This window comes from Enterobacter sp. NFIX58 (assembly GCF_900110475.1).
Taxonomy (GTDB): domain Bacteria; phylum Pseudomonadota; class Gammaproteobacteria; order Enterobacterales; family Enterobacteriaceae; genus Enterobacter; species Enterobacter quasiroggenkampii.
In genome coordinates this window covers 1,184,906-1,197,743 of sequence record NZ_FODW01000001.1, presented here as the reverse complement: position 1 = coordinate 1,197,743, position 12,838 = coordinate 1,184,906, and the positions used below count along the sequence as shown (strand labels likewise).

Annotated in this window: 11 protein-coding genes and 2 tRNA genes; 8 read left to right on the top strand and 5 right to left on the bottom strand. The window is 55.9% G+C overall.

Annotated elements, in window-relative coordinates; all coding sequences use genetic code 11:
- Positions 1 to 324 precede the first annotated feature (324 nt).
- Together putP and BMW97_RS05935 are read left to right on the top strand one after the other, a co-directional pair.
- Positions 325 to 1,833, top strand: coding sequence for a sodium/proline symporter PutP (gene putP / locus BMW97_RS05940; protein ID WP_045908304.1), 1,509 nt, complete (start codon positions 325 to 327; stop codon positions 1,831 to 1,833).
- 115 nt (positions 1,834 to 1,948) lie between these two features.
- Positions 1,949 to 2,368 carry a DUF3574 domain-containing protein gene (locus tag BMW97_RS05935; RefSeq protein ID WP_045908303.1) on the top strand — a complete coding sequence of 140 codons (420 nt, stop codon included), beginning with the start codon at positions 1,949 to 1,951 and terminating at the stop codon, positions 2,366 to 2,368.
- Between the two features lie 70 nt (positions 2,369 to 2,438).
- Here the strand turns inward: BMW97_RS05935 and BMW97_RS05930 are convergent, their stop codons facing one another.
- Complete coding sequence (locus BMW97_RS05930) at positions 2,439 to 3,623, bottom strand: NupC/NupG family nucleoside CNT transporter (protein WP_045908302.1); 1,185 nt, start codon at positions 3,621 to 3,623, stop codon at positions 2,439 to 2,441.
- 251 nt (positions 3,624 to 3,874) lie between these two features.
- On the opposite strand from BMW97_RS05930, the gene efeU reads away from it, so the two are divergent.
- The 4 genes from efeU (at position 3,875) to phoH (ending at position 8,454) form a co-directional block, all read left to right on the top strand.
- Positions 3,875 to 4,708 (top strand): iron uptake transporter permease EfeU, encoded by an 834-nt coding sequence (gene efeU, locus BMW97_RS05920; RefSeq protein ID WP_045908301.1) that lies wholly within the window; start codon positions 3,875 to 3,877, stop codon positions 4,706 to 4,708.
- A gap of 40 nt (positions 4,709 to 4,748) precedes the next feature.
- Positions 4,749 to 5,876, top strand: coding sequence for an iron uptake system protein EfeO (gene efeO / locus BMW97_RS05915; RefSeq protein WP_045908300.1), 1,128 nt, complete (start codon positions 4,749 to 4,751; stop codon positions 5,874 to 5,876).
- A 5-nt stretch (positions 5,877 to 5,881) separates the two neighbouring features.
- Entirely contained in the window at positions 5,882 to 7,165 is a 1,284-nt protein-coding gene (efeB, locus tag BMW97_RS05910) for an iron uptake transporter deferrochelatase/peroxidase subunit (RefSeq protein ID WP_045908299.1), read from the top strand.
- A 500-nt stretch (positions 7,166 to 7,665) separates the two neighbouring features.
- Positions 7,666 to 8,454 carry a phosphate starvation-inducible protein PhoH gene (gene phoH, locus BMW97_RS05905; RefSeq protein ID WP_008503509.1) on the top strand — a complete coding sequence of 263 codons (789 nt, stop codon included), beginning with the start codon at positions 7,666 to 7,668 and terminating at the stop codon, positions 8,452 to 8,454.
- 153 nt (positions 8,455 to 8,607) lie between these two features.
- On the opposite strand, the gene BMW97_RS05900 is transcribed toward phoH, so the two are convergent.
- From BMW97_RS05900 to BMW97_RS05890, 3 genes are all read right to left on the bottom strand, one after another.
- Positions 8,608 to 8,695: transfer RNA gene (locus BMW97_RS05900), tRNA-Ser, on the bottom strand.
- Positions 8,696 to 8,842: 147 nt separating this feature from the next.
- Entirely contained in the window at positions 8,843 to 9,520 is a 678-nt protein-coding gene (locus BMW97_RS05895) for an isochorismatase family protein (RefSeq protein ID WP_045908298.1), read from the bottom strand.
- 20 nt (positions 9,521 to 9,540) lie between these two features.
- A complete protein-coding gene (locus BMW97_RS05890) occupies positions 9,541 to 10,401 on the bottom strand; it encodes a pirin family protein (RefSeq protein WP_045908297.1) in 861 nt (286 codons plus the stop codon).
- Between the two features lie 109 nt (positions 10,402 to 10,510).
- Here BMW97_RS05890 and BMW97_RS05885 point away from each other — a divergent pair, with 109 nt between their 5' ends.
- Complete coding sequence (locus BMW97_RS05885) at positions 10,511 to 11,416, top strand: LysR family transcriptional regulator (RefSeq protein WP_032651284.1); 906 nt, start codon at positions 10,511 to 10,513, stop codon at positions 11,414 to 11,416.
- A 134-nt stretch (positions 11,417 to 11,550) separates the two neighbouring features.
- On the opposite strand, the gene BMW97_RS05880 is transcribed toward BMW97_RS05885, so the two are convergent.
- Positions 11,551 to 11,638, bottom strand: a tRNA-Ser gene (locus BMW97_RS05880).
- Between the two features lie 232 nt (positions 11,639 to 11,870).
- On the opposite strand from BMW97_RS05880, the gene ghrA reads away from it, so the two are divergent.
- Positions 11,871 to 12,809 carry a glyoxylate/hydroxypyruvate reductase GhrA gene (ghrA, locus tag BMW97_RS05875; RefSeq protein ID WP_045908296.1) on the top strand — a complete coding sequence of 313 codons (939 nt, stop codon included), beginning with the start codon at positions 11,871 to 11,873 and terminating at the stop codon, positions 12,807 to 12,809.
- Positions 12,810 to 12,838: the final 29 nt, after the last annotated feature.

The following is a 12,838-nucleotide window of genomic DNA, read 5'->3' as shown; positions in this document are numbered from 1 at the left end:
CAACCCGGGAAATGAATGAATTGTTAACGGATGGTTAGCTGGAAAAACGTGCTGCCTTTGTCCCGGGAAGCCCGTTTTTATGCGGGAGTTAACACTTTTAAAAGGTGCAACCCGTAAAAGCGTGAGCGAGTGCAACCTATAGGAAACTCGTATCAAACCGGGGATGAAATTGATGTAAATGCAGTGTTAAATCGTTTGTCAGCGGAGGGCGCATACGGCAGGATAGCGCGCCTCACCGAAACACAAGATACCGTCACCTCGTTCCGGTGATCATATAACAAGGCAACCCGGACGGTTGTCGCTCGACACTTTTGGAGAATTTGAATGGCAATTAGCACACCGATGCTGGTGACATTTCTCGTTTATATTTTTGGCATGATCCTGATAGGGTTTTTGGCGTGGCGTTCAACGAAAAACTTTGACGACTACATCCTGGGCGGACGCAGTTTAGGCCCGATGGTGACCGCACTCTCTGCGGGCGCATCGGACATGAGCGGCTGGCTGCTGATGGGTCTGCCCGGTGCGATTTTTATCTCTGGTATCTCGGAAAGCTGGATTGCCATCGGTCTGACCGTGGGCGCATGGATCAACTGGAAGCTGGTGGCAGGCCGTCTGCGCGTGCACACCGAGGCCAACAATAACGCCCTGACGCTGCCGGACTACTTCACCGGACGCTTTGAGGATAACAGCCGCGTGCTGCGTATTATCTCGGCGGTGGTGATCCTGGTGTTCTTCACCATTTACTGTGCCTCCGGCATCGTGGCCGGTGCGCGTCTGTTCGAAAGCACCTTCGGCATGAGCTACGAAACCGCCCTGTGGGCCGGTGCGGCGGCAACCATCCTCTATACCTTCGTGGGCGGCTTCCTGGCCGTCAGTTGGACCGACACCGTGCAGGCGAGCCTGATGATCTTCGCGCTGATCCTGACCCCGGTGATTGTGATTTTCACCGTTGGCGGCTTTGGCGATTCGCTGGAAGTGATCAAGCAGAAGAGCATCGAAAACGTCGACATGCTGAAAGGGCTCAACTTTGTCGCCATCGTCTCCCTGATGGGCTGGGGTCTGGGCTACTTCGGTCAGCCACACATTCTGGCACGCTTTATGGCGGCGGATTCTCACCACACCATCGTCCATGCGCGCCGCATCAGTATGACGTGGATGATTCTGTGTCTGGCGGGCGCGTGTGCGGTCGGCTTCTTCGGGATCGCCTACTTCAGCAATAACCCGGCGCAGGCGGGCGCGGTGAACCAGAACGCCGAACGCGTGTTTATCGAGCTGGCGCAGATTCTGTTTAACCCGTGGATTGCCGGTATTCTGCTCTCCGCGATCCTGGCCGCGGTGATGTCCACCCTGAGCTGTCAGCTGCTGGTCTGCTCCAGTGCCATCACCGAAGACCTCTATAAGGCCTTCCTGCGCAAGGGCGCGAGCCAGAAAGAGCTGGTATGGGTAGGGCGCTTTATGGTGCTGCTGGTGGCGCTGATTGCGATTGCGCTGGCGGCCAACCCGGAAAACCGCGTGCTGGGTCTCGTGAGCTACGCGTGGGCGGGCTTTGGTGCGGCATTTGGTCCGGTCGTCCTGTTCTCCGTCATGTGGTCCCGTATGACCCGTAACGGCGCGCTGGCGGGGATGATTATCGGTGCGGTAACCGTTATCGTCTGGAAACAGTTCGCCTGGCTGGGCCTGTACGAAATCATTCCGGGCTTCATCTTCGGCAGCATCGGTATCGTGGTCTTCAGCCTGTTGGGTAAAGCACCGTCTGCCTCCATGCAGAAACGCTTTGCGGAAGCCGACGCGCATTACCACTCCGCGCCGCCGTCTAAGCTGCAGCCAGAATAATTTTCTCACGCAGTACCGTAGGCCGGGTAAGCGCAAGCGCACCCGGCTTTTTTCTTGCCAAAATCCGTCTTTTCCTGTGATATCCCTGTGCTTATAACAATGAGGATAGCGAAGCATGACAATCAAAACAGGGTTAATGGCGGCGGCATTATTGATGCTGGCGGGCTGCAACGCGCCATCGCAACACGCGGCGGTGGAGACCTGCAAAGCGGATAACCAGATGCAGCAAACCACGCTCTATTTCGGCTTAAACCGTCCTGCCGGGGCGCAGATTACCCCGAACGAGTGGCAGCAGTTTGTTGACCAGGACGTGACGCCGCGCTTTCGCGATGGTTTAACGGTATTTGATGCCCGCGGGCAGTGGCTGGGGAACGACGGAAAAGTGGCGCGTGAACCGAGCAAGGCGCTGATGCTGATCCACGGTAAAGATGCGCAGAGTGAGAAGAACATCGAAGCGTTACGCGGGATTTATAAGTCACGCTTCGCGCAGGAGTCGGTGATGCGTGTCGATCAGCCGGTGTGCGTACAGTTTTAATGAAAACGGCGGGAATTCCCGCCGTTGTTGTTTTTTAGGCCGGGATCGCTGCGCGCCATTCGGCATTGCATCAGAGCACCAACCCCGCAAAGCTCGCTGACAGCAAACTCACCAGCGTCGCGCCGTAGACCAGACGCAGCCCGAAACGCGATACCACGTTACCCTGCTGCTCGTTCAGGCCCTTAATCGCCCCGGCCACGATGCCGATGGAAGCGAAGTTCGCGAACGAGACGAGGAAGACGGATAAAATCCCCAGCCCGCGCGGGGACATCTGGTGTGCTATTTTCTGCAGCTCAATCATCGCCACAAATTCATTCGCCACCAGCTTGGTCGCCATAATGCTGCCCGCGTTTAAGGCATCGCTCAGCGGAATACCTACCAGCCATGCCAGGGGATAAAATACATAGCCCAGGATCTGCTGGAAGCTCATGCCAAATACGCTGGAGAAGAGGGCGTTAACGGCGCTAATAAGGGCGATAAAGCCAATCAGCATCGCCAGAATAATCATCGCCACCTTAAAACCAGCCAGAATATACTCGCCGAGCATCTCGAAGAAGCTCTGCGATTCATGCAGTTTTTCAAGCTTGATATCCGGCTCCGCTTCCGGGCGCGCCGGGTTGATGACGGAGAGAATAATAAAGGTGCTGAACATGTTCAGAATCAGCGCCGCGACGACAAATTTGGCATCGAGCATGGTCATATACGCCCCGACAATCGACAGGGAGACCGTCGACATGGCCGTGGCCGCCATGGTGAACAGACGACGCGAGGAGAGATCGCCCAGCACGCCTTTGTAGGCAATGAAGTTTTCCGACTGGCCGAGGATCAGCGAGCTCACCGCATTAAAGGATTCCAGCTTGCCCATGCCGTTCAGTTTGGAGAGCAGCGTACCGATCACCCGAATAAAAATCGGCAGGATCCGCCAGTGCTGAAGAATACCAATCAGCGCGGAAATAAAAATAATCGGGCAAAGTACGCCGAGGAAAATGAACGCCAGCCCTTTTTCTCCCATACCGCCAAAGACGAAATTAGTCCCTTCACCAGCAAATTTGAGCAGTGACTCAAAAAATCCCGAGACGTATTTAATCAGGAATAACCCGCTTTCGGCGTGCAGGAAAAAGAACGCCAGGGCAATTTCAATGACAATCAGCTGTAAAACAAAACGAATGCGAATTTTTCGGCGGTCGAAACTTACCAGCCAGCCAAGCGCGAGAATAATGACCAACGCCAGCAGGAAATGGACAATTTTAAACATAATTTATTTTCACCAGGTGTTTGAGGCGGATATTTAGCCACAGCCCTGAATCAGCGTAAATGGGCATTTTCGTTATAACTTATAAACTTGACCGTTACGTATGTAACTATTATCAGGCTCTGCGTTTACAACTCGTCATCAAAACACTGCACATTTCGCTTGTGTTTCTTTCTGCCGTAATGATAATCACTATCACAAGAATTTACCTTTCTTTGCATCAGTTGACCGCGATAAACATTTAAGGTGTCGGCATGTTTGTTCCATTTCTCATTATGTTACGTGAAGGGCTCGAAGCCGCCCTGATCGTGAGCCTCATCGCCAGTTATCTGAAGCGAACCCAGCGCGGGCGCTGGATTGGCGTCATGTGGATCGGGGTCTTCCTTGCCGCGGCGCTCTGCCTGGGCTTAGGTGTCCTCATCAACGAAACCACCGGTGAGTTTCCGCAGAAAGAGCAGGAGCTGTTTGAAGGTATCGTCGCCGTGATTGCGGTGGTGATCCTCACCTGGATGGTGTTCTGGATGCGTAAAGTCTCCCGTAACGTGAAGGTGCAGCTGGAGCAGGCGGTGGATAACGCCCTACAGAAGGGGAACAACCACGGCTGGGCGCTCATTATGATGGTCTTTTTCGCCGTGGCGCGCGAAGGGCTGGAGTCTGTTTTCTTCCTGCTGGCGGCGTTTCAGCAGGATGTGGGGATTTGGCCGCCGCTGGGGGCCATGCTGGGCCTCGCCACGGCCGTGGTACTCGGTTTCCTGCTCTACTGGGGCGGTATTCGTCTGAACCTGGGCGCCTTCTTCAAGTGGACCAGCCTGTTTATTCTGCTGGTAGCCGCGGGTCTGGCGGCAGGGGCGATTCGCGCCTTCCATGAAGCGGGCCTGTGGAACCATTTCCAGGACGTGGCGTTCGACCTCAGCAACGTTCTCTCCACGCACTCTCTGACCGGCACCCTGCTCGAAGGTATCTTCGGCTATCAGGAAACGCCGAGCGTCAGCGAAGTGGCGATGTACTTTATCTATCTGGTTCCGGCGCTGGTGCTGTTCGCAATGCCGCCGCGTACCGGCACGCAGGCGTCACGCGTTGCGCCGTAATCTTTGATTGAGTAACAACATACTTTTAAAGGGAAGAGTCATGGCAATTCAGTTCCGTCGTAGTGCGTTATGCGCAGGCATTGCCGCGCTGTTCGCTTCTGCTTTCTCCGCCTGGGGCGCGGATGTTCCACAGGTTAAGGTCACCGTCAACGACAAGCAGTGTGAGCCGATGACCCTCACGGTGAACAGCGGAAAAACCCAGTTTATTATTCAGAACCACAGCCAGAAGGCGCTGGAGTGGGAGATCCTGAAAGGCGTTCTGGTGGTGGAAGAGCGTGAAAATATCGCCCCTGGCTTCAGCCAGAAGATGACCGCCAACCTGCAGCCGGGCGAGTATGAGATGACCTGCGGTCTGCTGACCAACCCGAAAGGGAAGCTCATCGTCAAAGGTGAAGCGACGGCCGATGCGGCGAAAGGCGCTGCGGTACTGAGCCTGGGCGATGCGATTACCGCGTATAAAGCGTACGTCACGAAAGAGACGGCGGATCTGGCTGCGGCAACCAAAGCCTTTACCGATGCAGTGAAGGCCGGTGATATCGAAAAAGCGAAATCCCTCTATGCGCCAACCCGTCAGCATTACGAGCGCATTGAGCCGATCGCCGAGCTGTTCTCTGACCTTGATGGCAGCATTGACGCCCGTGAAGATGATTTCGAGCAGAAAGCGGCCGATCCGAAATTCACCGGTTTCCACCGTCTGGAGAAAGCCCTGTTTGGCGATAACTCTGCCAAAGGGATGGAGAAGTATGCTGACCAGCTGAACAGCGACGTGCTGGAGCTGCAAAAGCGCATCAGCGAGCTGGCCTTCCCGCCATCAAAAGTGGTGGGCGGTGCGGCCGGGCTGATTGAAGAAGTGGCCGCGAGCAAAATCAGCGGCGAAGAAGATCGCTACAGCCATACCGACCTGTGGGACTTCCAGGCTAACGTCGACGGCGCGCAGAAAATTGTTAACCTGCTGCGTCCTCAGCTGCAGAAAGAGAACGGCGAGCTGCTGGCCAAAGTGGATGCCAACTTCAAAAAAGTCGACACCATCCTGGCGAAGTACCGCACCAAAGACGGGTTTGAGACCTACGACAAGCTGACCGATGCCGACCGTAATGCGCTGAAAGGCCCGATTACCGCCCTGGCGGAAGATCTTTCCCTGCTGCGTGGCGTACTGGGTCTGGACTAAGCACGATGAATAAGCATAACGAGAGCGACGTGGCTGAGCCTTCCCGTCGCCGGTTGTTAAAAGGGGTAGGGGCGCTGGGGGGCGCGCTTGCTCTGGCTGCCGGGTGTCCGGTGGCGCACGCGGCGAAACCGCAAAGCGCGCCCGGCACGCTGTCACCTAATGCCCGCATGGAGACGCAGCCGTTTTATGGCGAGCATCAGGCCGGTATCCTGACGCCGCAGCAGGCGTCGATGATGCTGGTGGCCTTTGATTCGCTGGCCAGTGATAAAGCCGATCTGGAACGTCTGTTCCGCCTGCTGACGACGCGCATCGCGTTTCTTACCGCCGGTGGACCGGCGCCCGATACGCCGAACCCGCGTCTGCCGCCAATGGACTCCGGCATTCTGGGGCCATTCATTGCCCCGGATAACCTGACCATAACCGTTTCGCTGGGAGAATCGCTGTTTGACGCGCGCTACGGGCTGGCAAAACAGAAGCCGAAAGCGCTGCAAAAAATGACGCGCTTCCCGAATGATTCCCTGGATGCCGCCCTTTGTCACGGCGACCTGCTCCTGCAGATCTGCGCCAACACCCAGGACACGGTGATCCACGCCCTGCGCGACATCATCAAGCACACGCCGGATCTGCTGAGCGTGCGCTGGAAGCGGGAAGGGTTTATCTCTGATCACGCCGCCCGCAGCAAGGGAAAAGAGACCCCGGTGAACCTGCTGGGCTTCAAGGACGGCACGGCCAACCCGGACAGCCACGATAGCGCACTCATGAAGGAAGTGGTGTGGGTCACTGCCGACCAGAATGAACCGGCATGGGCGGTGGGCGGCAGCTATCAGGCGGTGCGGATTATTCAGTTCCACGTGGAGTTCTGGGACCGCACGCCGCTGAAAGAGCAGCAGACGATCTTCGGTCGTGATAAGCAAAGCGGGGCTCCGCTCGGCATGAAGAACGAGCATGATGTGCCCGACTACGCCAGCGATCCGAATGGCGATGTAATTGCGCTGGACAGCCATATTCGTCTGGCCAATCCGCGCACCAAAGAGACGCAGTCGAGCCTGATGATGCGTCGGGGATACAGCTATTCGCTCGGCGTCACCAATTCCGGTCAGCTCGATATGGGGCTGCTGTTCGTCTGCTATCAGCACGATCTGGAAAAGGGCTTCCTGACCGTGCAGAAGCGGCTCAACGGCGAAGCGCTGGAAGAGTACATTAAACCCATCGGCGGCGGCTATTTCTTTGCTCTGCCAGGCGTGCGCGACAGCAACGCGTATCTCGCTCAAGGTCTTATTGAAGCCTGATAATTGTCCCTGCGACGATTCGCAGGGACATTATTTTTTCATATGACTATCCTGCTGTTATATTTCTGTAATATTTCTATATGAGACTGATTTCAACTGTAGGGACAGTCTTAAAAGTTGCATTCAGGTAAAATAAATGTTGCATTTATGATAACTCCTGATGTACTTAAGATAAGACAGCGGTAGTTCCCGGCAGTGATGCTGAATCACTATGGAGATCGCGAATGGTTGCGTCCTGTACTGGACAAGGTAAACATAACAACCGCAGCACCCGGCGCGGAGGCTCAGACTCCGGCAGCGATTTCCTCACCACTAAATTTTCCCCCCTCCCTCAAGAATCTGATTCGACCGACGTGCAGAACGGTGCGCGTAGCTGTTCCGTATCGTCATCCGATAGTGCAAGCAATGGCTTACAAGGAAGCCAACCCTCTGATGTTCGTGCGCATAATCGTGCCGACACTGGCGCGTGTGATGAATACCAACAACTCAAGGTGCTATCCATGGGAAGACAAAAAGCAGTGATCAAAGCTCGTCGCGAAGCAAAACGTGTGCTGAGACGGGATTCACGTAGCCATAAACAGCGTGAAGAAGAATCGGTCACCTCGCTTGTGCAGATGAGTGGCGTAGAAGCAATTGGCATGGCTCGTGACAGCCGTGATAATTCTCCAATTGTGGCGCGCAATGAGGCTCAGGCGCACTACCTGAATGCTATCGAGAGTAAACAGCTCATCTTTGCAACCGGTGAAGCCGGATGCGGGAAAACCTGGATCAGTGCAGCCAAAGCGGCGGAAGCGCTGATCCATAAGGACGTGGAGAGAATCATTGTTACCCGTCCGGTACTGCAGGCTGATGAAGATCTCGGCTTCTTGCCCGGTGACATTTCGGAGAAGTTTGCCCCGTACTTCAGGCCCGTCTATGACGTGCTGGTGAAGCGGCTGGGTGCATCCTTCATGCAGTACTGCCTGCGGCCAGAGATTGGCAAGGTGGAAATCGCGCCGTTCGCCTATATGCGCGGACGTACATTTGAAAATGCGGTCGTCATTCTTGACGAGGCTCAGAACGTGACCGCTGCGCAAATGAAGATGTTTTTAACGCGCCTCGGGGAGAACGTGACGGTTATCGTTAACGGCGATATTACCCAGTGTGACCTGCCGTCCGGCGTGAAATCTGGACTGAGCGACGCCATGTCACGTTTTGAGGAAGATGAGATGATTGGGGTGGTACGCTTCACCAAAGATGACTGCGTGCGCTCGGCGCTCTGCCAGCGCACGCTGCAAGCCTATTACTGAGTTTGCTGTTGCGTTCAAGGCCCGGGAAACCGGGCTTTGTTTTTTGTGCGGACATGTCGTCGGGTGGCGCTGCGCTTACCCGACCTACAATACTGCATGCGTGCAATATGCGAAAAAAAAGCCCGCATTTTCATGCGAGCTCTTCTTTAAATATGGCGGTGAGGGGGGGATTCGAACCCCCGATACGTTGCCGTATACACACTTTCCAGGCGTGCTCCTTCAGCCACTCGGACACCTCACCATATTGTTTTGCTGCCTGACCGCTTGGGGGGCAACGGGGCGCTACTATAGGGAGTTGCGCTGACACGGTCAAGCAGATTTTCAGCTTTAGTGCCTGTTCGGTTAAGCAATAATCAGCTCCACGGTTTTTACGCCGTGGAGCAGGGGATTAACGCTGTGAATCGAGCACTTCGCTGTTTTTAACCACTTCCTGCGCTTTGCTGTAGCTTTCGATCAGAAGCTGATAAGCCGGGAAGATGTGTGTGTACACTTCCGCCCACTCCGCGGCATCTTCACGGTTCCAGGTACGCTGGATCTCAGAGGCCACCGCCGCCGTATCCATCGGGACCACACCGGCCTGCACCACGCGCGCCAGCGTGATCTCCTGCGCCATTTTGCTGTAGGTGCCGGAGGCATCAATCACCGCAAACACTTTATACCCGTCCGCCACCGCGCTGATTGACGGGAAGGCCATGCAGACGCTGGTAATGGTGCCCGCAATGATCAACGTCTTACGCCCGGTGGCTTTTACCGCCGCCACGAACTCCGGGTTATCCCAGGCGTTGATTTCGCCTTTACGGGCAACATATTGCGCATGCGGCGCGTTGGCGTGGATCTCCGGGATAAGCGGTCCGTTTGGTCCTTGTGGGACGGACGCGGTGGTGATCACCGGGATCTTCGCCAGGGTTGCGATTTTTGCCAGCGCTGCCGCACGGGCACGCAGTTCCGGCATTGGCATATCCCCAACGGTCTGGAACAGACCGCTCTGGTGATCGATAAGCAACATCACCGCATCATTTACATCGATGGCCGGACGGGTTCCGTTAAAATTCGCAGGTGCAGACATCTTCTTCTCCTTTATTACGTTCAGATCTGGCCGAAGCGGCCGGAATTGAAATCACGAATGGCTTCGTTGATTTCGGTTTTACTGTTCATCACAAACGGGCCATAGCCCACGATCGGTTCATTCAGCGGCTCACCGGCCATCAGCAGCACTTTTGCGTCGCTGTTCGCTTCCAGGTGCAGTTTGTCGCCTTCCTGACTTAACACGACCAGCTGGGCTTCACCCGCCTGAGCGGTACCGTTTACCGTGATGCTGCCTTCAAGCACGACCAGCGCCGTGCTCCAGCCTTCCGGCTGATTGAGCGTCAGATGGCTTCCCTGGTTCAGCGCGATGTCCCAGACGTTGAGCGGCGAGAAGGTGTCTGCCGGGCCGGTCACCGTGTCGTAGCGACCGGCAATAACCCGCAGCGTTCCACCACTGTCAGGCAGCGTCACCACCGGGATGTCGGCTTTCGTGATGCTCTGGTAGCCCGGTGCGGCCATCTTGTCTTTCGCCGGCAGGTTGACCCAAAGCTGCATCATTTTGAGTTCCCCGCCTTTCTGCGAGAACGCGCTGGAGTGGAACTCCTCGTGCAAAATGCCTGCGCCTGCGGTCATCCACTGCACGTCGCCGGGCCCAATCACACCGCCTTTACCCGTGGAGTCGCGATGCTCCACTTCACCGGCATAGACGATAGTGACCGTCTCAAAACCCCGGTGAGGATGCTGGCCTACGCCGCGTTTCGCACCATCTGCCGGAAAGGTGTATGGACCCGCATAGTCCAGCAGCAGGAACGGGCTGAGCGGCTCGCCGTGGGTTTGATAAGAGAACATTGAACGGACCGGGAAACCATCGCCAACCCAGTGCTGACGAGGAGCGGTATAAACGCCAGTGATGTTTTTCATGATTAACTCCTGATGTTCTGTTGATGTAATTAGCTTATATTCAGGGTTAATATCCCGGTAGATAGTGAAAATGGCATTCACTGTTCTGAAAATAGAACGATGAGGATTTATGCAGGATCTCAATGACTTCGTCTGGTTTGTGAAGGTTGTGGAGTACGGGGGGTTTGCGGCGGCGGGAAGGGCGCTTGATTTGCCGAAGTCCAGGCTAAGCCGCCGGATTGCGCAGCTGGAAGAGCGGCTTGGCGTGCGGTTGATACAGCGCACGACGCGGCAGTTTACGGTGACGGAAGTGGGGCACACTTTCTATCAGCACTGTAAGGCAATGCTGATAGAAGCAGAAGCGGCAGAGGAGGCCGTTGCTGCGCTGCAGGCTGAGCCGCGCGGCGTCGTCAGGATCACCTGTCCCGTCACGTTACTGCACGTCCACGTGGGACCGATGCTGGCGCGGTTTATGGCGCGCTACCCCGGGATTAATCTCCAGCTTGAGGCCACCAATCGTCGGGTCGATCTTGTTGGCGAAGGTATTGATGTGGCTATCCGCGTGCGTCCGCGTCCGTTTGATGACAGCGACCTGGTGTTAAGGGTGCTGGCTGACCGGGGGCATTGCCTGGTGGCAAGTCCGCAGTTGATTGAACGTATGGGTAAACCGCGAATGCCTTCCGAGCTCAGTGAATGGCCTGGATTAAGTATGGGGGCCGGTAAACAGGTGCATAAATGGGAGCTCAGTGGTCCAGAAGGGGCGAAAGCGGAGATCCACTACGCACCGCGCTTTATTACCACCGACATGCTGGCACTGCGGGAAGCAGCGATGGCGGGCGTGGGCGTTGTACAGTTGCCGATTTTGATGGTGAAGGATCAGCTTGCGTCAGGGGAACTGGTACGGGTGCTGGACGCGTGGGAACCCCGACGGGAAGTGATTCACGCGGTTTATCCTTCGCGGCGCGGCATGCTGCCGTCGGTCAGGACGCTGGTGGATTTTCTGACTGAAGAGTATGCGAAGATGGTGGAGGAGTAGCTTTTTGTAGGTCGGGTAAGCGCAGCGCCACCCGACATAAAGAGCGCAGGGAGTTTGAAGGTTCGAATCCCCCTGCATGCGTGCAATATGCGAAAAAAAAAGCCCGCATTTTCATGCGAGCTCTTCTTTAAATATGGCGGTGAGGGGGGGATTCGAACCCCCGATACGTTGCCGTATACACACTTTCCAGGCGTGCTCCTTCAGCCACTCGGACACCTCACCATATTGTCATCCCGTTGTTGACGGGACGGGCGCTAATGTAAGGAAAAGCCGAACTGCCGTCAACTCACTTTTTCAGTAATTTAGCGCGTTTAGACAAACTTCAGACAACATGATTCTTAAATGTGCTGAAAGCGTCTTTTTTATCAACAACACAGCCGTGCAATAAATTTGTTATGCTGACAACCTCGTTAAAAAACAAAATAAATCAGCGCAATAAAAGGCAGGAATGACTATGGATATACTTTTCTATCACCCCACGTTTGATACGGCCTACTGGATCGAGGCGCTCACGGCGGCATTACCCGGCGCACGCGTTCGCGAGTGGAAGCGTGGAGATAACGAACATGCTGACTATGCGCTGGTCTGGCATCCGCCAGTAGAAATGCTCCAGGGCCGTAAACTGAAGGCCGTTTTTGCCCTGGGAGCCGGTGTGGATTCCATTCTGAGCAAGCTGAAGGCGCACCCTGACATGCTGCCGGAAGCGATTCCCCTGTTCCGCCTGGAAGATACCGGAATGGGGCAGCAGATGCAGGAATATGCGGTCAGCCAGGTGTTGCACTGGTTCCGCCGCTTTGATGACTATCAGGCATTTAAACAGCAGGCCCACTGGGAGCCGCTGCCGGATTACCGTCGTGAAGACTTTACCATCGGCATCCTCGGTGCGGGCGTGCTGGGCTCAAAGGTGGCTGAAGCCCTTGCACCGTGGGGCTTTCCGCTGCGCTGCTGGAGCCGCAGCCGCAAAGATTATCCGGGCGTCGAGAGCTTTGCCGGCACGGATGAACTCCCGGCCTTTCTCAACGGCACGCGCGTGCTGATCAACCTGCTGCCCAATACGGCGGAAACGGTCGGTATCATCAATGAAGACTTGCTCAACCAGTTAGCCGATGAGAGCTACCTGATGAACCTGGCGCGCGGGGTGCATCTGGTCGAGACCGATCTGCTGAAGGCGCTGGACAGCGGAAAGCTAAAAGGCGCCATGCTGGATGTCTATAGCCGTGAGCCGCTGCCGGTGGAAAGCCCGCTGTGGGCACATCCGCGTGTGGCGATGACCCCGCACGTGGCCGCCGTGACGCGTCCGGCAGAAGCGGTGGCGTACATATCCCATACCATCAGGGAAATGGAGAAGGGTAACGCGGTCACCGGCCAGGTCGACAGACAGCGCGGCTACTGAGAGAAACCCGGCGTTCGCCGGGTTTTTGC

Bases quoted from the DNA above. Each gene is read 5' to 3' on its own strand.
- putP (WP_045908304.1), top strand. From the start codon at position 325: ATGGCAATTAGCACACCGATGCTGGTGACATTTCTCGTTTATATTTTT.
- BMW97_RS05935 (WP_045908303.1), top strand. From the start codon at position 1,949: ATGACAATCAAAACAGGGTTAATGGCGGCGGCATTATTGATGCTGGCG.
- BMW97_RS05930 (WP_045908302.1), bottom strand. From the start codon at position 3,623: ATGTTTAAAATTGTCCATTTCCTGCTGGCGTTGGTCATTATTCTCGCG.
- efeU (WP_045908301.1), top strand. From the start codon at position 3,875: ATGTTTGTTCCATTTCTCATTATGTTACGTGAAGGGCTCGAAGCCGCC.
- efeO (WP_045908300.1), top strand. From the start codon at position 4,749: ATGGCAATTCAGTTCCGTCGTAGTGCGTTATGCGCAGGCATTGCCGCG.
- efeB (WP_045908299.1), top strand. From the start codon at position 5,882: ATGAATAAGCATAACGAGAGCGACGTGGCTGAGCCTTCCCGTCGCCGG.
- phoH (WP_008503509.1), top strand. From the start codon at position 7,666: ATGGGAAGACAAAAAGCAGTGATCAAAGCTCGTCGCGAAGCAAAACGT.
- BMW97_RS05895 (WP_045908298.1), bottom strand. From the start codon at position 9,520: ATGTCTGCACCTGCGAATTTTAACGGAACCCGTCCGGCCATCGATGTA.
- BMW97_RS05890 (WP_045908297.1), bottom strand. From the start codon at position 10,401: ATGAAAAACATCACTGGCGTTTATACCGCTCCTCGTCAGCACTGGGTT.
- BMW97_RS05885 (WP_032651284.1), top strand. From the start codon at position 10,511: ATGCAGGATCTCAATGACTTCGTCTGGTTTGTGAAGGTTGTGGAGTAC.
- ghrA (WP_045908296.1), top strand. From the start codon at position 11,871: ATGGATATACTTTTCTATCACCCCACGTTTGATACGGCCTACTGGATC.